Genomic DNA, 20,992 nt, shown 5'->3' with positions numbered 1-20,992 from the left:
CAGTCCTCGGGACAAACAGGGCCAGCCAACATCGATTCGACGCGAGGAACAGTATGCCCCTCGCGGATCGCTTGCGCTCACATCAATAGCAGAGACTCACGTCTCCCTATCTTCCCCTCTCCAGTGTCGAAAGGATGGCAGAATGAGCGAACTCACCAGTGGAACCGCCGCCCCCGGCTTCGAGCTTGCCACCGACGGTGGCGGCTCGGTCAGCCTCGCCGGGCTCAAGGGACGCAAGGTCGTCCTCTATTTCTACCCGAAGGACGACACCTCCGGCTGCACGAAGGAAGCCATCGCCTTTTCCGCGCTGCGTGCGGAATTCGAGGCCGCCGGCGCGACGATCATCGGCGTCTCGCCGGATACCGCCCAGAAGCACGACAAGTTCAAGGCCAAGCACGAGCTCACCGTGACGCTCGCCGCCGACACGGAAAAGACCGTTGCCGAGGCCTATGGCGTCTGGGTGGAGAAATCCATGTACGGCCGCAAGTACATGGGCATCGAGCGCTCGACCTTCCTCATCGATGGCGAGGGCCGGATTGCCAAGGTCTGGAGCAAGGTCAAGGTGCCCGGCCATGCCGAGGCCGTCCTGGAGGCGGTGAAGGCGCTCGGCTGAGCGCGCCGTCTCTCCCCTCTCGTCTTCCCGATGATCGCAAGCACACGCAGGACCCTTCCGTGGCCGTATCCCCGACCCGTGCCGACCTGACCGGCTACATCCCCGCATCCCTTGCCGATGGCGCCAGGCACGTGGTGGAGACCCCGGACCTGGAGGAGAAGATCCTCGTCGCCCATGCGACGGCGCGAGCGTGGTTCGGCCGCGGACTTTCGCTTCGCCGCCGCACCGGCGCGACGCCGATGCCGGATCAGCCCGGCCGGCCGGCCGCGCCCGTGCTGCTGCCGCCGCGCGAGATGCCCAGGCGCGCCGTCGGCGGCACCGCCGGGCGCGTCGCGCTGCTGCACTCGCTTGCCCACATCGAGCTCAATGCCGTCGACCTCACCTGGGACATGGTCGGCCGCTTCGCCCACCTGCAACTGCCGCGCTCCTTCTTCGAGGACTGGGTGCGCGTCGGTCTGGAGGAGGCCAAGCACTTCTCGCTGCTGCGCCACCGGCTCGCCGCCCTCGACTCGTTCTATGGCGCCCTGCCCGCCCATCACGGCCTATGGGAGGCGGCGGAAAGCGCTGGCGACGATCTCGCCGGCCGACTCGCCGTGATTCCCCTGGTGCTGGAGGCACGCGGCCTCGACATTTCCCCGCCGATGATCGAGAAGGCACGCGCCGTCGGCGACGAGGACACCGCAGCCATCCTCGAGATCATCTACCGCGACGAGAAGCGCCACGTCGCGTTCGGCGCCAAGTGGTTCAGATTCCTGTGCGACCGCGAGCGCACCGACCCCGAGGCCCGTTTCCAGGACCTCGTCCGCCGGCATTTCCGCGGCGGCCTGAAGCCGCCCTTCAACGACCGCGCCCGCTCCGAGGCCGGCCTCACTCCCGGCTTCTACCGCCCCCTCGTCCGCCTCATCGGCTGACCCATTTTGCGATCATTAGCATTTGTTAACCTTAATGCTTTTAACTTCCGCCCTGAAGGTCGCGAAGCGTTCGTGCGCGGCAACCAGAAGACGGGTCCGGAGAGTAATGACGGGACACGGGGGCTATTCCCAGCAGGAGTTCGGCAAGCGCAAGGAGCCGCATCGGGTGATCATTGCCCGCGGCGACAACGTGCGCAGCTTCACGATTTCTCCCTGGGTCGCGGGACTTGGCACGGCCATCGGCATCTGCCTCGGCCTCGGTTACATCGGCGCGACAGCCTATCTGGTGCTGCGCGACGACATCATCCAGGCCTCGGCGGAACGCCAGGCCGAGATGCAGCTTTCCTACGAAGACAGGATCTCCTCGCTGCGTGCGCGCATCGACCAGTTGACGAGCCGCCGCGTGCTTGAGCGCCGCAGCATCGCCGAGCAGCTCGAGGACGTCGTTACCCGCCAGCAGGATCTGGGCAGCCGCCAGGAGCATGTCGCCCGCGTGCTGGCCCGTGCCGCGCAAAGCGGCATCCGTGTCGCCCTCGGTGGCCCCCTGCCGCCATCCAAGCCCGACATCGACGCCATCAAGCCGTCGCTCTCGACCGCAGCGCTCGACGCGCCGTCAATCCGCGATCCGCGCGCCAACATCGGCGGCACGCCCGAGCCCATCGAGATTTCGCCCGTCCTCAGCCTGCGCGGCAGCCAGGGTGACTATGGCGGGGCCGCGGCCGCCGCCGCCGCCCAGGCCGCCGGCATGCCGTCAAAGCGCCTGCGCGACATCGCTCCCGAGACGCCCGCCGGCAAACCCGACGAGCGCGCCGAACTGCTCGAGGGCGTCAGCAGCGCGCTGGAGCGCATGGACGGCGAGACCAACGCGGCGCTGGAAGTCATTGCAGCGACGGCAGAACGCAACACCCGCACCATCACCGAGGCGGCGGACAAGCTCGGCCTGAAGCTCGCCGGAAAGGCAACCGCCAGCATGGGCGGCCCGTTCGTCGCCCTGGGCGACGTCGACTTCGACACCCGCCTCGCCCGCGCGGAGGCCGCTCTCGAAACGCTCGCCACCGTCAAGACCGCGGCCCGCGGCATTCCGCTCGAGAAGCCGGTTCCCAGCGCCGCGATCACCTCCTCCTACGGGCCCCGCCTCGACCCCTTCCTGGGGCGCATGGCGATGCACACCGGCATCGACTTTCGTGCCGTCACCGGTACGCCGGTGCACGCCCCCGCTCCCGGCAAGGTCACCTTCGCCGGTCGCAACGGCGGCTACGGCAACTCGGTCGAGATCACCCATCCCAGTGGGGTCACCACCCGTTTCGCCCACATGAGCCGCATCGCGGTCAAGGAGGGCGACGAGGTCGCCCTGAACGACACGCTCGGCTATGTCGGCACCACCGGCCGCTCCACCGGCCCGCATCTCCACTACGAGGTGCGCCTCGACGACCGCCCGCTCGACCCGATGCCTTTCGTGCGCGCCGGCACCCGGCTGAACCCGCTGCTCGAGCATTGAGCCGCCTCGGCCGCCGGACTTCGGCGGTCGACGCGCGCGCCTGACGCCCCCTGACAAAATTCACAGGCCGTTACGGCACGCAAAGCCGAGCGCTGTCATGTCGCTGAAACACTCCTGCCCTACGCCACGGGGCAAGGAGATTTCAGCTCATGCCAGCCATCGAGACGCGCGCTGTTTCCAAGGCGTTCGAACGCAACAAACCTGTCCTCAAGCGTGTTTCGCTTTCCATCGAGGAAGGCGAGATGGTGGCGCTGATCGGCGCCTCGGGATCGGGAAAATCGACCCTGCTGCGCCTGCTCTGCGGGCTTGAGACGGTCGACCGCGGCACCGGCGGGACCATCGCACTGTTCGGCAGCGACGTGCAGGTCGACGGCCGGCGCACGGCACAGGCGCGCCGGATCCGCCGCGACGTTGGCGTCGTCTTCCAGCAGTTCAACCTCGTCAACCGGCTCAGTGTTCTCAAGAACGTTCTGGCGGGACGGCTCGGCAAGACCGCCTCCTGGCGCGGCACGCTCGGCCTCTTCGCCCACGGCGACAAGCTGCGCGCGCTCAAGGCGCTCGAGCGCGTCGGGATCGTCTCCTTTGCCCACCGCCGTGCCTCCCGTCTTTCCGGCGGCCAGCAGCAGCGCGCCGCGATCGCCCGCACACTCACCCAGGAAGCCCGACTGATCCTCGCCGACGAGCCCATCGCCTCGCTCGACCCCGCCTCGGCGGAATCGGTGATGGAGACCCTGTCGCGGATCAACCGGGAGGACGGCGTCACGGTCGTCGTCTCGCTTCACCAGATCGACCATGCCTTTCGGCACTGCAAGCGGATCGTCGCGCTGAAGAACGGCGAGCTCGTCTTCGACGGGCCCGCCGCCGACGTCGACCGCGCCGCCCTCGCCGCCCTTTACGACAGCGACGTGCTGTCGGACCGAGACATGCCCGCCCCGGCCGAACCACCGGCCCCCGGGCATGGCGACGCGCCCCTGGCCGTCGTTTCCAGGGAGACTGCCCCGGAGGCGATGAGGGCCTGAAGCCCTCTTCCGCCACTTTCCCAACCAGGAGCCTGCCATGATGAAGAACGTTCTCGCGGCCGCGACGCTCGCCGTGACCCTGACCTCCGGCCCGGCCTTCGCCGAAGACGCCGGCAAGCTGCCGGAAGTGATCAACTTCGGCATCATCTCGACCGAGAGCGCCTCGGTCCTGGAAGAGAACTTCAAGCCCTTCCTCGACGACATGGCCGCCTCGCTCGGCGTCAAGGTGAAGCCGTTCTTCGCCTCAGACTATGCAGGTGTCATCGCCGGCATGGGCGCCAAGCAGGTGGACGTGGCGTGGTTCGGCAACAAGTCGGCCATCCAGGCGGTCGACAAGGCCGGTGGCGAGGTCTTCGCCCAGACCATCAAGGACGACGGCGAGCGCGGCTACTACTCGCTTCTGATCACCCAGAAGGACAGCCCGCTGAACTCGCTCGACGACGTTCTGAAGTGCGACAAGACGCTGACCTTCGGCAACGGCGATCCCAACTCCACCTCCGGCTACGCGATCCCGGGCTATTACGTCTGGGCTCTGAACGGCAAGACGCCGGAAGAGTGCTTCGCCCGCGTCACCGCCTCCAACCATGAGGGCAACGCGCTTGCCGTCGCCGCCGGCCAGGTCGACGTCGCCACCAACAACACCGAGTCGCTCTACGCCCGCCTTGCCAAGTCGAACCCGGAAGCCGCCGGCCAGATCAAGGAAATCTGGCGTTCGCCGCTGATCCCGTCCGACCCGATGGTCTGGCGTGCCGACCTGCCGAAGGCCGCCAAGGAGAAGATCTACTACTTCTTCATGCAGTACGGCCGCTTCGGCGACATGGAGAAGGTCAAGCGCGAGCGCGAGAACCTCGCCAAGCTTTCCGACGGCTGGGGCCCGTTCCTCGCCTCCTCCAACGCCCAGCTTCTCGACGTGCGCCAGATCGAGGCCTTCAAGGCCAAGCTGAAGGCCGAGGCCTCGGGCGACGCGAAGGCCATCAAGGCCGCCGACGCACAGCTCGCCGAACTCGCCGCGCAGGCCAAGGTCGTCGGCAAGGGCGGCTACTGATCGCAGTCCCGGGCGCGGCCCTCGCGGCCGCGCCCGCCTGATCGATCCGGCGGGCCGCGAGACCACTCGCGGCCCGCCGCGCTGAGGAACGGACGGATGAGAGAATGAACGACATGACCGCCGGGAACGATGCGGCCGCAAGGCAGGACGAACTTTCAGACGCGATCCGCGCGCAGCTTCGCCCGCAATGGGCGAACATCGCACGCAGCACCGCCATCCTGTCGGTGATCGTTCTGCTGCTCGCCCTCTCCTACTATCCGACCGAGATGAACAACTGGACGCGGCTGCTGACGGGCAACGCCTTTCTCGACAGCATGATCGCCCAGTTCCTCAATCCCGACTTCACGAGCCTGCCGCTCTACATCCGCAAGATGGTCGAGACCGTGCAGATCGCGCTCTGGGGGACCGTGCTCGCCATCATCTTCGGCGCGCCGCTGGCGCTTCTCGCCTCCAGCAACATCGCTCCCGCCTGGGTCGTCTTCCCGATGCGCCGGCTGATGGACGCAAGCCGGGCGATCAACGACCTGGTCTTCGCCGTGCTCTTCGTCGCCGTCGTCGGTCTCGGCCCGCTGCCCGGTGTGCTCGCCATTTTCGTGCACAATCTCGGCATCGTCTCCAAGCTGTTCTCGGAAGCGGTGGAGGCAATCGACGCGCGTCCGGTCGAGGGCATCCGCACCACGGGCGCCACCCGCGTGCAGGAGATCCTCTACGGCGTCATCCCGCAGGTCATTCCGCTGTGGTCGAGCTTCTCGCTCTACCGCTTCGAGACCAACGTCCGCTCCGCCACCGTGCTCGGCATCGTCGGCGCCGGCGGCATCGGCTTCACCTTCAACGAGGCCTTCAAGGGCTTCCGCTTCGAGGAAGCAAGCGCCATCATCATCGTCATGGTCGTCACCGTCTCGGTGATCGACATGATCTCCTCGCGCCTGCGCAAGATGCTGGTCTAGCACCAGCCCCCGACGCCGAGGCGGGCAGGCGAGACCCCACGGGCGCAACTGCGGGCATGCCGGAGCGGGTGGTGGCGGACGCGGGAGAGTGCGCAGGCGCGGATGCGAGCGTGGAAGCAGACGCGGCCCCCCGCATCGTCGCCCCCGCACACGGCTCGCCCGCATCGCCGGTTGCCACATCGCCGGCCACCGTCCTCATCGCTGCCCCCGCATCGCCGGCCATCGCATCGCCGACCGCGCGCCCCGCACCACCGTCACCCCGGGCTTGACCCGGGGCCTATTGGTTCCCGTAGCGCCCGCAGTACGGGCTCCGGAACCTGCGGAACGCCCCAGGCAGACCAGCCGCCGCATCGCCCGCAGCAAAGTGGATTGGGTCCCGGGTCAAGCCCGGGATGACGTCTGTGAAATCTGCCACCGCCCACCGCGCCGCAGCCCCCCGTGCGACTGTAAACGGCTCGCCCGCACCGCCGTCAACGCCTGCATCGCCGGCCACCGTCCCCATCTCTGCTCCCGCATCGCCGGCCATCGCATCGCCGACCGCGCGCCCCGCACCACCGTCACCCCGGGCTTGACCCAGGGCGCCTATTGGTTCCCGCAGCGCCCGCAGTACGGGCTCCGGAGCCTGCGGAACGCCCCGGACCGACCAGCCGCATCGCCCGCCCCGCCGTCCAATAGGCCCCCGGTTCCGCGCCGGCCCGAGGTGACAGCGATAGCGCCAAGCAGGTCGGGGCGACATCCGGTCCGGCACCGCCCGGCGCAAGCAAAAAAGGGCGGCCTGTCGGCCGCCCTTTCCGTATCCGGTGTGAAGGCCGAAGGCCTATTCCACGTCCTCGATCGTGCCGGCCTCGCCGCCGAAGGCGCGCTGCGCGAGCGCGGCCTCCATGAAGGCGTCGAGATCGCCGTTGAGCACGTCGCCCGGACTGGTGCTTTCCACGCCCGTGCGCAGGTCCTTGACGAGCTGGTAGGGCTGCAGGACGTAGGACCGGATCTGGTGACCCCAGCCGATCGACGTCTTCGACGAGGCCTCGGCGTTGGCCTTCTCCTCGCGCTTCTGCAGCTCCAGCTCATAGAGCCGCGCCTTCAGCATCGACCAGGCGGTGGCCCGGTTCTTGTGCTGCGAGCGCTCGGACTGGCACTGCACCACGATGCCGGTCGGCTGGTGGGTGATGCGCACCGCCGAGTCGGTCGTGTTGACGTGCTGGCCGCCGGCGCCCGACGCCCGGTAGGTGTCGATGCGGCAGTCGCTCTCGTTGACCTCGATCTCGATCGAGTCGTCGATGACCGGATAGACCCAGGCCGAGGCAAAGCTCGTGTGCCGGCGCGCCTGGCTGTCGAACGGCGAGATGCGCACCAGCCGGTGCACCCCCGATTCCGTCTTCAGCCAGCCATAGGCGTTCTCGCCCTTGATCTTCAGCGTCACCGACTTGATGCCCGCCTCCTCGCCGTCGTGGATCTCGAGCACCTCGACCTTGTGGCCGTGCTGCTCCGCCCAGCGGGTGTACATGCGCATCAGCATGTTGGCGAAGTCCTGGCTCTCGGTCCCGCCGGCGCCGGCGTTGATCTCGAGATAGGCGTCGTAGGGGTCGGCCTCGCCGGACAGGAGCGATGCGATCTGGCGCCTCTCGACGTCGGCCTTCAACGCCTTCAGCGCGGCCTCCGCCTCGGAGACGACGTCCTTGTCGCCCTCCATCTCGCCAAGCTCGATCAGCTCGAGATTGTCGGCAAGGTCGGCCTCCAGCTTGTGGACGCCGGAGATGCCGTCCTCGAGCTGCTGGCGCTCGCGCATCAGCTTCTGCGCCTTCGTCGGATCGTCCCAGAAACCCGGGACCTCGGACGCGGCGTTCAGTTCATCCAGACGGGATACGGCTGTATCCCAGTCAAAGATGCCTCCTCAGCAGGCTTATGGCCTGCTTGATTTCGTCGACCACCGCCTCGGTTTCGGCGCGCATGGCAGTTCCTCGTTCGATGAAAGCCGCCGGTCGCGGCTTCAGGTGAAGGGATGGGTCCGGCCGTGCGGGACGGCCGCCGGACGGGCATCGCGCATGTCGCGCAAGCCCTGTCGCGGGCGGACCATAATGGAAGCCGGACGCCTTCGCAAACAGCCAGTTCCCGGGCCGAAAACGAAAAGGGGCGGCCCTCGCGGACCGCCCCGTCTTTCGGATGTGTCGCGGTCAGTAGAGACCGCCGGTGCCCGTCATAACCGCCTGCCCCGCCTCGGGCGAGACCGTGCGCGGGATGCCGATCTCGTCCTGGAAGCCGATGATCGAATACTCGTCCGGCGGTGCGGTGCCCGGCTTGAACGCCTCGAGAATCGTGCCCGGCGCGCCGGCCGCGGCACGAAGGCCCGTCTTGCGGTTGATCGGGATGAGCTGGAGCCCCTTCGGCACGCGGAACTCGACCGGCGGCGTGTCGGACAGCGCGTCCTTCATGAACGCGGTGAAGATCGGCGCCGCCACCTGACCGCCCGTCGCGCCGCGGCCCATCGGCTTCGGCGTGTCGTAGCCGACGAAGACGCCAACGGTCAGGTCCGGCGTGAAGCCGACGAACCAGGCGTCCTTCTCGTCGTTGGTGGTGCCGGTCTTGCCGGCGATCGGACGGCCGACCTCGCGCACCTTGGTCGCGGTGCCGCGCAGCACGACGCCTTCCATCATCGAGGTGATCTGATAGGCGGTCATCGGATCGAGCACCTGCTCGCGGTTGTCGATCAGATCCGGCTCGCCCTGGTGCTCCCAGGTTTCCACCGCGCAGGTCTCGCAGATGCGGGTCTCGTGGCGGTAGACGGTCTTGCCGTAGCGGTCCTGGATGCGGTCGATCAGCGTCGGCGTCACCTTGCGCCCGCCGTTGGCGATCATCGCATAGGCGGAGACAAGGCGCATGACGGTGGTCTCGCCGGCGCCAAGCGCCATGGCCAGAACCGGCTTCATGTCATCGTAGATGCCGAAGCGCTTGGCGTATTCGGCCACCAGCGGCATGCCCATGTCCTGGGCCAGACGCACGGTCATCACGTTACGCGAAAGCTCGATGCCCAGACGCAGCGTCGAGGGGCCGTAGAACTTGCCGCCATAGTTCTGCGGCCGCCAAATCGGCAGGCCGGGCCCCTGGCTGATCTCCAGCGGCGCGTCCATGACAACGCTCGAGGGCGTGTAGCCATTGTCGAGCGCGGCCGCGTAGATGAACGGCTTGAACGCCGAGCCCGGCTGGCGATAGGCCTGCGTGGCCCGGTTGAACTCGCTCTGCGCGAAGGAGAAGCCGCCGACCATGGCAAGCACGCGCCCGGTGAAGGGATCCATCGCCACCAGCGCGCCGGACACCTTGGGGAACTGGCGCAGCTCATAGGTCGGGCCCGACGTTCCCTCGTGCTCTTCGACATAGACAACGTCGCCCGGATTGAGCACGTCGCCGGTGTTCTTCGGAGCCCGGCCGCCAACCCGCGCCCAGCTCATGTCCGAAAGCTTGATATCGACGGTCTTGCGATCGGTCGACAGCGCGCCGCTGATCAGCCGGCCGGGCTGAAGACCGACCTCGGCGGTATCGCCATTGGTCGACAGCACCACGGCCACCTTCCATTCGGGAAGATCGCCAAGCCCCTCGATCGCCGCGAGCTCGACACCCCAGTCGCCGGAGAGCTCGATGGTCTTGAGCGGACCGCGCCAGCCGCCGCCACGGCGCTCGTCAAAGGAGATGAGACCATCCATCAGCGCCTTGCGCGCCTTGCGCTGCATCACCGGATCAAGCGTTGAACGCACCGACAGGCCGCCCTCGTAGAGCCCCTTTTCGCCGTACATGGCCATGAGTTCGCGGCGCACGCCCTCGGCGAAATACTCGGAGGCAAACAGATGCGAGCCACGGGTGCGCGGCGTCACGTCCAGATCGGCAGTCTTCGCCTCCTCGCCCTGGGCCGAGGTGATGTAGCCGTTCTGCACCATGCGGTCGATCACCCAGTTGCGGCGCTCGACGGCCGCGTCGTGCTCGCGGAACGGATGGTAGTTGTTGGGCCCCTTCGGCAGGGCGGCGAGATAGGCTGCCTCCGCGATGGTCAGCTCATGCACCGACTTGTCGAAATAGACGAGCGAGGCGGCGGCGACGCCATAGGCGCCCATGCCGAGATAGATCTCGTTGAGATACAGCTCGAGGATCTCGTCCTTGGTGTAGGTCTGCTCGATCCGCAGCGCCAGCAGCGCTTCCTTGATCTTGCGCTCGAACGACACCTCATTGGTGAGCAGGAAGTTCTTGGCCACCTGCTGGGTGATCGTCGAGGCGCCCTGCGGACGCCGGCCGGAGCCGTAGTTGCGCGCATAGGAGACCAGAGCGCGGGCAATGCCCTCCGGATCGATGCCGAAATGGGTATAGAAGTTCTTGTCCTCGGCGGAAATGTAGGCTTCCTTGACCAGATCCGGCACGGCCTGGATCGGCAGGAACAGGCGCCGCTCCTTGGCATATTCAGCCATGAGCTGGCCGTCGCCGGCGTGCACGCGGGTCATCACCGGCGGCTCGTAGTTCTTCAGCGTGGTGTAATCCGGCAGGTCGCTTGCCTCTTCCTGCAGATAGATCCACGCGCCGGCGGCGACAATGAGCCCGAGCACCGTCCCGATGCCGAACAGGTAGCCGAAGAGTTTGATCAAGACCTTCATGTAGTCGGCTCATTCATTCCGAAACTGTCGTCCGCCGCACGAGGACACACCTCGTCCGGCCGGACACCCCGGCCCGGGTGACGCCATCGGTCGCGGTCAAAACCGCTTCGTCCGGTGCGCGTCCGCCCTGAGCCATCTGCTGCGGCCATGTTCTGTTGCAACGTTGCGCGATGTTCTCGCGTTTCGATGTCCTGCGCATGTCTCCGGCGTCTGTCTACAGGATTCGCTTCGCTGCGTCGCCGGAACTCGTCGCCCGCGTAAGCGTCTTCATTCCTAGACCAATATGGCGATGCTGAGGCGATGCCCCTAGCGGTCGACGGTCTTTGCATCCTTCTCGCCGTCCGCCGCCTCGCTCTGCGTCATCACCATCGCCTGATCGCCGAAGCGCTTGGCGAAATAGCGCTCGATCGCGGCGAAGATCGCCTCCGACATGCGGTCGCGCCATTCGTCCGTCGACATCAGCTTCTCGTCCAGCTTGTTGGACAGATAGCCGAGCTCGATCAGCGTCGAGGGCACATCATGGGCGGTCAGCACGCGAAAGCCCGCCGACCGGTGCGGGTTCTTCACGACCTGCGCCGCGCCGCGAAGCTCACCGACCAGGTTTTCCGCGAACATGAAGGAGAACTTGCGCGTTTCCTGGCGCGCCAGATCGATCAGGATATCGGTGACGTCGTTGGGCTCGTCGGCAAGATCGATGCCGGCGATCACGTCGGAGCGGTTCTCACGCTCGGCGAGCGCGGCCGCGATCTCGTCGCTGGCCGTGTTGGACAGCGTGTAGACGCCGGCGCCGCGCACCTGGTCGCGGCCGACGCGCACCGAATCCGCGTGGATCGAGACAAGAAGATCGGCTTCCACGCTGCGGGCGATCTTCACCCGCTCGCGCAGAGGAATGAAAACGTCGTCGTCGCGCGTCAGGCGCACCTCGTAGCGCCCCGTCGCCAGGAGCTTGTCGCGCAGCCGGCGGGTGAAATCGAGCACCACCGCCTTTTCCAGCGTGCCGCCGGCACCGATCGCGCCGGTATCGATGCCGCCATGCCCGGCATCGAGCACGATCACCGGCTTGTGCCCGTCGCCGACGCGGGCGATGCGGTCGCCCTTGCGCGCCACCGGCTCGGCCGGTTTTGTCTCTTCCACCGACTTCAGGAACGCCGTGCGGTCCGAGCCGACCAGATCGAGCACGAAGCGGGTCGCCTGCCCGGAGACCGGCGGCAGTACGAAGGCCTTGTCGACGGCGACCGGTCCCGTGGCGTCGAGCACGATGCGCGACTTTCCGGCCGCGAACTGGCCGAAGCGCCAGGCATGGATGAGCCCGCGCCCCTCCCGCCCGGCAGCGTCTTCGAGGTCGAAGCGCACCTCCGGCAGGTCGATGACGATGCGGTAGGGATCGGAAAGCGTCGAGACGGCGAATTCGACGGGACGGGAAAGGTCCATGACGAAGCGGGTGCGCGTCGCGTCGCCGGCGACGCGGGCCTCGCGCGCCACGACCGGCCCCTCGGGCTCCGCCCGCGCCGCGCCGCAGACGCCCGCGACGGCTGTCGCCGCCACCAGCACCGCCGCGACCAGCCGCGTCAGACCGAAAGCCCTCTTCACCGTTGCCGTTCCCTGACCGTGTGTGTGTGCTCTGATTGCATGTGTCATGATTGCGCGCATGATCCCGCCGACTCGCCCCGGCAGTGCGGAGCGACGCGCCCGAGCCTAGTCATAGGCAAGTTAACCTTTCATTGACAATACGCCGATTGCCGCGGAATTGCGCCTGCTCAAGGCAAAACGCCTTTCGTTTCACGCAGCATGCTTGCCATATTCCGCGCCCGACCGTAAAAGAGTTTGAACGGCTCCTGCTCCTGAACATGATTCAGGCAGGCTGTCTCCAGCGCCCCGATACGGCGTCCGGTCTTGCCAACTGTCCTTGCGTCAACCGCGAACGATGATTTGGCACCGGTCTCCCACCCGGGGCGGCTCGCGCCCTTCGCGCAACCGGGCACCTTGGAGATCCGGCGTCGACACGTCCCGCAAGGGAAGTTCGCGGTGCCGATCCCGTCTCGCGCAATGCGCGAGACCCAGAGGAACACCCGTGAACCCGAGGGATGCCGGTCGACGGAGCGTCGGCGAGCTGCCGAACGTCACGGACGAACCGGACGGGAGCCGTTTGCAGGTCGGGTCAATCGGGCGAGATGCCCGCAAGACCGAACTGCCCGCGAAGCAATCCGGGCCTGGCCAATATCGCCAGAGCCGTACGTACATGGTCAATTGGGCGCTGCAATGAATTTTTGCGCGAAGACGTTCCGGGACGGACAAGGAACTGCCGGTTTCGGCGGGGCCGCTTCCTCTCGGATCGCCGCGCGGCGCGCCGTCCTACCCCTCTTCACACTCAAGAACAGAACGACCGAACTCTCGCAACGTCGGGCGCGTGCCTTATGCCGCCCCGCAGCGACGGTCGTGGAGATCCCCGTCAATGGCAAACAAGATGCTCATCGATGCCGCGCACCCGGAAGAAACCCGGGTTGTCGTCGTGCGTGGCAACCGCGTCGAGGAATTTGATTTCGAGGCTGCAAATCGCAAGCAGCTGCGCGGCAACATTTATCTGGCGAAGGTGACACGGGTCGAACCCTCTCTCCAGGCCGCCTTCGTCGATTACGGCGGCAACCGCCACGGCTTCCTCGCCTTCAGCGAGATTCACCCGGACTACTACCAGATCCCGATGGCTGATCGTCAGGCCCTCCTCGAGGAGGAGGAAGCCGACGCCCGCACCAACGACAGCGACGACGAGCGCCCCACGCGCAAGCGCGGCAAGGCCGCCCGCAACGACGACGAGGGCGAGACGAAGAGCGCCTCTTCCGAGGAAGGCGACAGCGACGCGGAGGCCGGCGACGAACAGGACGTTGAGTCCGTTGGCGCCGAGGATGCGATGGAGGAGGTGCCGCAGCGTGCCCGCCGCACCCGCAGGCAGTACAAGATCCAGGAAGTGATCAAGCGCCGTCAGGTGCTGCTCGTCCAGGTCGTCAAGGAGGAGCGCGGCAACAAGGGCGCGGCGCTGACCACCTATCTGTCGCTGGCCGGCCGCTACTCGGTGCTGATGCCCAATACCGCGCGCGGCGGCGGCATCTCCCGCAAGATCACCACGCCGACCGACCGCAAGCGCCTGAAGAAGATCGCCTCGGAGCTCGAGGTGCCGCAAGGCATGGGCGTCATCCTGCGCACCGCCGGCGCCAGCCGCACCAAGGCCGAGATCAAGCGCGATTTCGAATACCTGATGCGGCTTTGGGAGAATGTGCGCGACCTGACGCTGCAGTCCTCCGCGCCCTATCTCGTCTATGAGGAAGGCTCGCTGATCAAGCGCTCGATCCGCGACCTCTACAACAAGGACATCGATCAGGTCCTTGTCGCCGGCGATGAAGGCTACCGCGAGGCCAAGGACTTCATGCGCATGCTCATGCCGAGCCATGCCAAGAACGTCCAGCCCTACAAGGACGCCACGCCGATCTTCTCCCGCTTCATGGTGGAATCGCAGCTCGACGCGATGTTCTCGCCGCAGGTGACGCTGAAGTCCGGCGGCTACATCGTCATCAACCAGACCGAGGCGCTTGTCGCCATCGACGTCAACTCCGGCAAGTCGACCCGCGAGCACAACATCGAGGACACGGCCGTCCAGACGAACCTGGAGGCGGCCGAGGAGGTTGCCCGCCAGCTCCGCCTGCGCGATCTCGCCGGCCTGATCGTGATCGATTTCATCGACATGGAGGAGAACAAGAACAACCGGGCGGTGGAGCGCAAGCTCAAGGATTGCCTGAAGAACGACCGGGCGCGCATCCAGGTTGGCCGGATCTCGCATTTCGGCCTGATGGAGATGTCGCGCCAGCGCATCCGCACCGGCGTTCTCGAAAGCTCCATGACCCCCTGCCCGCATTGCCACGGCACGGGCATGATCCGCTCCGTCGAGTCGGTCGCGCTGCACGTCCTGCGCTCGCTCGAGGATCAGCTTCTCAAGGGCGCGACGCATCACCTCACCGTTCGCACGACGGCCGAGGCGGCGCTCTACATCCTCAACCAGAAGCGCCCGCACATCACCGACCTCGAAGCCCGCTTCGGTCTCGAGATCACCGTCGCCGCCGGCGAGATGGAAAGCGGTCACTACTACGTTCTGGAGCGCGGCGAGCTTGCCGAACCGCGCCCCGTCGACGACACGCCGCGCAGCGTCCAGCCTTCCACCGTCACCCCGATCATGATCGAGGAGGACGAGGAGGATGAAGAGGAAGAGACGCCGGATCCGATTGTCGAGGAGAGCACCGGCGAGGACGACGGGCAGAACCGCAAGCGCCGCCGCCGCCGCCGTCGCCGCAAGCCCGGCAACGGCGAGGACGGTGCGCCGCATGACGCCGACAATGCTGCCGACGACAACGACGACGAGCCCTCCGATCACGATGGCGACGACGCCGATGGCGAGGCCGCCAGCGCCGACGAGAGCGACGATGATCGCGCCGCCCGCCGCAAGCGCCGCCGGGGTCGCCGCGGTGGCCGTCGCGGCCGCCGCGATGGTCAGGGCGAGGAGGCCAACGGCCAGACCAGCACCGAGGCGAACGAGCAGGACGGCACGGGAACCGGGGACACGTCGGCGACCGAGAGCGACGCCGGCAAGGCATCCGCTTCCGACGCCGGGCCCGCCGAGAGCCAGGCCGAGACCGACAGCCAGACACCGGCCGGCGACACCGCCGACAAGGCTCCTGAGGCAGAGGCGGCGGTAAGCGAGCCTGTCGCCGAGACGGTCGAGATCGAGGCCCCTGCCGCCGAGACGACCGAGGACGCTCCCGTCGAAACCGCGCCGGCTGCCGCCGCCGAGGAGACGGTTGCCGCCCCCGAGACGGCCGTTGAGCACGAAGTTGAAACGCCGGTTGCCGCGGATGAAGAGGCCGCTGCCGACGGCGAGCCTCAGGACGAGACCGCGACCGGGGAAGACGTGGCTGACAAGGAGCCCGCCGCGCCGGAGGCTCCGAGCGAGCCGGTGGTGGTGCGCGAGACCGTCACCGAGACCGGCGAGACCAACCAGACCGAGGAGGACCCCTCGGGGCCGAAGCGGTCCGGCTGGTGGCAGCGCCGCAGCTTCTTCTGAAGACACGCACGTTTCGCCTTCGGCGAGACAATATTTCGAAAATTAAGGGGGCGGATCGCAGGATCCGCCCCCTTTTTGCGTCTTTCGACAAGCCCATTCCAGGGCGCAGGTGGTTCGTGCGCCCACCCCTGTCCCCGCCTGATCGCCTGTTCAATCCCCGTCGCCGAAGGCCACGTCGGCAACGAGCGCCGGTCCCCCCGTCTTGCCCGAAGCACGGGCGATCTCGCCAAGCGTCGCAGCCGCCGGATCGAGCTCGTCACCGAGCCTGTAGCCTTTGGACATCAGGCGTTCCGCGAGCGCCGCAGGGCTCAGGTCGAACAGGGGGGCGACCTCGGCGATGGTGCCCCCTTCGATGGCGGACAGCGCGGCGCGCATCGGATTGCCTCCGGTTCCCGTCGCCGTCATCGCCGGCCAGGCGAAAACAAGCGACGCCGCGATCCCCAGCACGGCCGGCACGATCAGCGTCCGCCGTTTCAGATAGGTGCGAAAGCCGTTCCAGTTCCGCCACAGATGCAGTGCCACCGGGAGCACCAGCAGCATGGACAGCCACTCGTGCATGCCATGGAACGCAGCACTTCCGATGTGGAAGAACAAGGCCGCTCCGGACACGGCCGACACGGCGAAAAGGACGATGGTGCAGGTCGTCCCATGGGTCCTCAGAAACGTCTTCACGATGAAATCTCCATGATTGCGAACACAATAAAACACTGCTGCGCCGCACCATGAAAATTGACAAGCCACGAAGTGTATCGGTCTGTCGCGGCGCGACGGTCCTGCGACAACCGCCGACCGACGCAGCCGCCGCGAAAACCCTATCTTGCTGATTTCATGAGACTTCCAAGTTACCCAGCCCGTGGCAACCAGTCCGCGAGACGTTCGGTCGCAGCCTCGATCACCGACGCGTCGCCGGCGAAGGAGAAGCGCATGTAGGCGTGACCGTTGACCGGGTCGAAGTCGGCGCCGGGTGTCGCCGCGATACCGACCTCTTCCAGCATCCGCCGGGCGAATTCCGCGCTGTCGTTGGAAAACGGCCTGACGCTCGCATAAAGGTAGAAGGCGCCATCCATCGGCAGGATCTCGGTGAAGCCAAGCGCCGGCATGCGCTGCAGCAGCAGCTCCCGGTTCCGCGCGTAGCCCGCCTTGACCCGCTCCAGCTCCTGCGTCGCGCCAAAGACGGCCGCCGCCGCTCGCTGCGACAGTTCGGGTGGCGAGATGTAGAGGCTCTGGGCGATCCGTTCGACCGGGCGCACCAGCGCCTCGGGCAGGATCATCCAGCCGATGCGCCAGCCAGTCATGCAGTAGTACTTCGAGAAGCTGTTGATGATGATGGCCTTTTCGGTAAAGGCCAGCGCCGTCTCCTGCTGCCCGGCGAAGACCAGCCCATGGTAGATCTCGTCGGAGATGAACCAGATGTCCATCGTCTCGCAGGCATCCACCAGCGCCTTCAGCGCCTCTGGCGTCATCATCGTTCCGGTCGGATTGGCCGGCGAGGCGACGAGCACGCCCTTGAGCGGCGCCTCGCGATGCGCCGCTTCCAGCAGCTCCGGCGTCAGCGCGTAGCGCGTATCCGCACCAGTCTCGATCTCGACCGGCACAAGGCCGAGCGCGCGCAGGATGTTGCGATAGGCGGGATAGCCCGGCGCGGCGATCGCCACCCGGTCGCCCGGGTCGAACGCGGCCAGAAAGGCAAGATTGAAGCCCGCCGACGAGCCTGTGGTGGCGACGATGCGGGCATCTGCGACGTCGACGCCATAGGTCGCGCGATAGTGCGTGCGAATCGCCCCGCGCAGCACCGGCAGCCCCCGCGCCTCGGTGTAGCCGAGACGCCCGGTGGCGAGCGCGGCCGCCGCCGCTTCCGAGGCCTCGCGCGGCACCGGGGCACCCGGCTGGCCGACTTCCATGTGAAGAATCGACCGGCCGGCGGCTTCCAGCTCGTTCGCCCGTGCAAGCACGTCCATGGCGCGGAACGGCTCGACATCGGATCTTGCGGACGGCATCGGCATGGGAACAATCCTTTCACGATTTCGCAACATTTACCGCCCGTTGCGGGTGGCAAAGCGCGTTCAACCCCGTCTCATGCCCAATTTTCGGCGGGTTACCATGCGTTCGATGAGGCAAATGAGGCGGTTGACCGCTTTCGTCGGGCTCCCTACCCTCCCCACGCCTCGCTGTCGAGAGGCTTGCGCGCGAGCGCTACATCGGCCAACGACAGGCAGAGAAGCCCCGCGACCAGGAGAGAAGACACCATGATCCGATCCCCGCTTGAAGCCGGCGCCGCCACGCGGGCTCCGCGTCGCCCCGGGCTTCTGGCGCGCTCGCTCGCTCTCGTCACGGCGGGTTTTCTCGGCTTTACCACAAGCATCACGCCGGTCGCGGCGCAGGGCGGCCTACCGCTCGTGCGCGACGCGGAGACCGAGGCGTTGATGCGCGACTACACCCATCCGATCTTCGACGCCGCCGGCATCGCCCGCGAGCAGGTTCAGGTCATCCTGGTGAACCGCCGCGATTTCAATGCCTTCGTCGCCGATGCCCGCCGCATCTTCATCAACGTCGGCGTGATCACCGACGCCGAAACGCCGAATGAGGTGATCGGCGTGCTGGCCCACGAGACCGGCCACATCAAGGGCAACCACCTCGCCCGCCTGCGCGACGCGCTCGCCAACGCCCAGATCATGGCGGCCATCGGCATGCTGCTTGGCGTCGGCGCGATCGCGGCGGGAGCCGGCAGCGGCTCCAGCGGTGTCGCCCAGGGCGGCGCCGGCGCGCTCACCGCAGGCGCGGGCATTGCCCATCGCTCGCTGCTCGCCTACCGCCGCAGCGAGGAATCCGTCGCCGACCGGGCCGCCGTCACCTATCTCAACAAGGCGCATATTTCCGCGAAGGGAATGCTGAAGACCTTCAGCCGCTTCGCCGACCAGTCCCTGTTCTCGGCCCAGTACACCGATCCCTACGCCCAGAGCCACCCAATGCCGCGCGAGCGGCTGACCGCGCTCGAGACCATCGCCAAGCAGAGCCCGTACTGGAACACGCCCGACAGTCCGGCGCTTCAGGCCCGACACGACATGGTGCGCGCCAAGCTCATCGCCTACACGCGCCACCCCAACGAGACGGCGCGCATGTACCCACGCTCCGACACCTCGTTGCCGGCGCAATACGCGCGTGCTGTGGTGACCATGCGCACCAAGAGCCGCCGCGAGGCGGTCGCCGCCATCGACGAGCTGATCCGCCGCCAGCCCGAAAACCCCTATTTCTATGAGCTCAAGGGCCAGGCGCTGCTGGAATCCGGCAGCCCGAAGCCCGCCATCGCCCCGTTCCGCAAGGCCATGTCGCTGCGCCCGCGCGAGGGCCAGTTCTACGTCTGGCTGGGCTTCGCCCTGGTCGCGGCCAACGACACCAGCATGCTGCCGGAGGCCGAGCGCGTGTTGAAGACCGGCCTGCAGATGGACCCGGACTCCTATATCGGCTACTCGCAACTCGCCATCGCGCTCGGGCGGCTCGGCCGCACGGCGGAGGCCGACCTGGCCACCGCGCGCGGCCTGATGGCGCGGGGCGATTTCCGCGCCGCCAAGCGCTACGCGACGCGAGCCAAGAAGACGCTCAAGCGCGGAACGCCCGCCTGGCTTCAGGCGGACGACATCGTCACCTATTCGCCGCCCAAACTTCCCGGCCGCTCCTGACCAGGTCGTGATTGGACGCAAGCATCCGGGCAGGCCAGACTTTCCAATGGCCCCCAATCCCACGCCGAGGCCCGGCCACCGCCGACAGGCGGGCCGCCGGGCCTCGAACCATCGTTTCGGGCAGAATCGCCCGCTGGAGACCAGAATGACACGTCTTTTCGCAACCTTCGGCCCCAGCGCCCTTCGACGCACGGGCCTTCTCGCCGGCGCGGGACTTGCGCTCGCCCTTGTCCTTGCACCGGTCGCCGGACCGGCCCGCGCCCAGGACGCGGCCCTTGGCAAGGCAGAGGTCGAAACCATCGTCCGCGACTACCTTTTGAAGAACCCGGAAGTGATCCGCGAAGCGCTCGAGGAACTTGAGCGCCGCGACATGGCCAAGGCCGACGAGGCCCGCTCCAAGGCGCTGTCCTCTGTCTCCGACGTCCTGCTCAACTCGACCCGCCAGGTGGTGATCGGCAATCCGGACGGCGACGTCACGCTGGTCGAGTTCTTCGACTACAACTGCGGCTACTGCAAGCGTGCCATGGGCGACATGGAACGGCTGCTCAAGGAAGACAAGAACCTGCGCATCGTGCTGAAGGAGTTCCCGGTTCTCGGCCAGGGCTCGGTCGAGGCAGCGCAGGTGGCCGTCGCCGTCAACATGGTCGAGCCGGAGAAGTATCTCGCATTCCATCGCAAGCTGATGGCAACGCGCGGGCAGGCCAACCGCGCCGCCTCGCTTGCCGCGGCCAAGGCCGCAGGTCTCGACACGGCCAAGGTCGAGGCGGCGATGAACGATCCGGAAGTGAAGGCCTCGATCGAGGAGGTTTACATGCTGGCCAACCATCTCGGCCTCACCGGCACGCCCTCCTATGTGGTTGGCAACGACGTGGTGATGGGCGCGGTCGGCTACGACGAGCTGTCCGGCAAGATCAGCGCCATGCGCGATTGTGGCGAGACGACCTGCTGATCGTCTTGAGGAAACAGCCGGCGGGAACGGTCGCTCGTGCGAACGACAGGCCTTTCCCTCCCCGGCGCGAGTGCCTATAAGAGGGCATGACAGCAACGCGACAACGTCGCGTCGCCCTTTGCGGGGAATGAATGTCCGCCTCGATTTACGTTCTCAATGGCCCGAACCTGAACCGGCTCGGCACGCGTGAACCGTCCACCTACGGTCGGTCGACGCTCGCCGATATCGAGCAGCTCTGCCGGGAAATCGGCGAGGATCTCGATCTGGAGATCGAGTTCCGGCAGTCCAATCACGAAGGGCTGCTGGTCGACTGGATTCAGGAAGCGGGAGATCTGGCGCAGGGGCTCGTCATCAACCCGGCCGCCTACACGCATACGTCCGTGGCGCTGCATGACGCGATCCGCACCGCCGAGATCCCGACCGTCGAGGTGCATCTTTCCAACGTTTTCGCGCGCGAAGCCTTCCGGCACCATTCCTACGTGTCGCCAGTCGCACTTGGCGTCATCTGTGGTTTCGGCATCACCGGCTACCGGCTCGCACTCGAAGCCCTTTCCACCGTGATCCGGCCCTGAATTCCCGGCCATCCCGAAAAGACAAG

At 67.0% G+C, this 20,992-nt stretch carries 15 protein-coding genes; 10 read left to right on the top strand and 5 right to left on the bottom strand.

Translation table 11 applies throughout. From position 1 onward, the window contains the following. The first annotated feature begins 142 nt into the window (after positions 1-142). From bcp to phnE, 6 genes are all read left to right on the top strand, one after another. Positions 143-613: a thioredoxin-dependent thiol peroxidase gene (gene bcp / locus ACSLUQ_RS04545; RefSeq protein ID WP_417774204.1), complete on the top strand. Its 471-nt coding sequence runs from the start codon at positions 143-145 to the stop codon at positions 611-613. 59 nt (positions 614-672) lie between these two features. Further along, positions 673-1,524, top strand: a complete 852-nt coding sequence (locus ACSLUQ_RS04540) for a ferritin-like domain-containing protein (protein WP_461807807.1) — start codon at positions 673-675, stop codon at positions 1,522-1,524. Between the two features lie 106 nt (positions 1,525-1,630). Then, entirely contained in the window at positions 1,631-3,022 is a 1,392-nt protein-coding gene (locus ACSLUQ_RS04535; protein ID WP_417774202.1) for a M23 family metallopeptidase, read from the top strand. Between the two features lie 149 nt (positions 3,023-3,171). Continuing rightward, the gene (phnC, locus tag ACSLUQ_RS04530; RefSeq protein WP_461807806.1) at positions 3,172-4,041 is read left to right on the top strand and encodes a phosphonate ABC transporter ATP-binding protein; all 870 of its coding nucleotides are present in this window, start codon (positions 3,172-3,174) and stop codon (positions 4,039-4,041) included. A gap of 37 nt (positions 4,042-4,078) precedes the next feature. Next, complete coding sequence (phnD, locus tag ACSLUQ_RS04525) at positions 4,079-5,086, top strand: phosphonate ABC transporter substrate-binding protein (RefSeq protein WP_417774200.1); 1,008 nt, start codon at positions 4,079-4,081, stop codon at positions 5,084-5,086. Positions 5,087-5,190: 104 nt separating this feature from the next. Next, positions 5,191-6,033: a phosphonate ABC transporter, permease protein PhnE gene (gene phnE / locus ACSLUQ_RS04520; RefSeq protein ID WP_461807805.1), complete on the top strand. Its 843-nt coding sequence runs from the start codon at positions 5,191-5,193 to the stop codon at positions 6,031-6,033. Positions 6,034-6,850: 817 nt separating this feature from the next. On the opposite strand, the gene prfB is transcribed toward phnE, so the two are convergent. The 3 genes from prfB to ACSLUQ_RS04505 form a co-directional block, all read right to left on the bottom strand. After that, positions 6,851-7,982 (bottom strand): peptide chain release factor 2 gene (gene prfB / locus ACSLUQ_RS04515; RefSeq protein WP_417774458.1). Its coding sequence is split into 2 segments (ribosomal slippage): positions 6,851-7,912 and positions 7,914-7,982, totalling 1,131 coding nucleotides; the frame shifts between segments, so codons are not numbered across the junction. 222 nt (positions 7,983-8,204) lie between these two features. Continuing rightward, on the bottom strand, positions 8,205-10,655 hold the full coding sequence (locus ACSLUQ_RS04510; RefSeq protein ID WP_417774460.1) for a penicillin-binding protein 1A: 2,451 nt from the start codon (positions 10,653-10,655) through the stop codon (positions 8,205-8,207). A 315-nt stretch (positions 10,656-10,970) separates the two neighbouring features. Continuing rightward, positions 10,971-12,254, bottom strand: coding sequence for an N-acetylmuramoyl-L-alanine amidase (locus ACSLUQ_RS04505; RefSeq protein WP_461807804.1), 1,284 nt, complete (start codon positions 12,252-12,254; stop codon positions 10,971-10,973). A gap of 862 nt (positions 12,255-13,116) precedes the next feature. On the opposite strand from ACSLUQ_RS04505, the gene ACSLUQ_RS04500 reads away from it, so the two are divergent. Further along, a complete protein-coding gene (locus ACSLUQ_RS04500; protein ID WP_461807803.1) occupies positions 13,117-15,768 on the top strand; it encodes an Rne/Rng family ribonuclease in 2,652 nt (883 codons plus the stop codon). Positions 15,769-15,918: 150 nt separating this feature from the next. Here the strand turns inward: ACSLUQ_RS04500 and ACSLUQ_RS04495 are convergent, their stop codons facing one another. After that, the gene (locus tag ACSLUQ_RS04495) at positions 15,919-16,440 is read right to left on the bottom strand and encodes a DUF4405 domain-containing protein (protein WP_417774455.1); all 522 of its coding nucleotides are present in this window, start codon (positions 16,438-16,440) and stop codon (positions 15,919-15,921) included. Positions 16,441-16,610: 170 nt separating this feature from the next. Continuing rightward, positions 16,611-17,765 (bottom strand): aminotransferase class I/II-fold pyridoxal phosphate-dependent enzyme, encoded by a 1,155-nt coding sequence (locus tag ACSLUQ_RS04490; protein WP_461808463.1) that lies wholly within the window; start codon positions 17,763-17,765, stop codon positions 16,611-16,613. Between the two features lie 249 nt (positions 17,766-18,014). On the opposite strand from ACSLUQ_RS04490, the gene ACSLUQ_RS04485 reads away from it, so the two are divergent. The 3 genes from ACSLUQ_RS04485 to aroQ all read left to right on the top strand — a co-directional run bounded on the left by ACSLUQ_RS04485 (position 18,015) and on the right by aroQ (position 20,966). Then, entirely contained in the window at positions 18,015-19,445 is a 1,431-nt protein-coding gene (locus ACSLUQ_RS04485; RefSeq protein WP_417774454.1) for a M48 family metalloprotease, read from the top strand. 145 nt (positions 19,446-19,590) lie between these two features. Further along, a complete protein-coding gene (locus tag ACSLUQ_RS04480) occupies positions 19,591-20,394 on the top strand; it encodes a DsbA family protein (protein ID WP_417774453.1) in 804 nt (267 codons plus the stop codon). Between the two features lie 131 nt (positions 20,395-20,525). After that, positions 20,526-20,966: a type II 3-dehydroquinate dehydratase gene (aroQ, locus tag ACSLUQ_RS04475; RefSeq protein ID WP_417774452.1), complete on the top strand. Its 441-nt coding sequence runs from the start codon at positions 20,526-20,528 to the stop codon at positions 20,964-20,966. The last annotated feature ends 26 nt before the right edge of the window (positions 20,967-20,992 follow it).

The organism is Stappia sp. ICDLI1TA098 (assembly GCF_054880955.1).
Note: the sequence above shows the minus strand (reverse complement) of the source record. Positions and strands in the feature narration are given on the sequence as shown.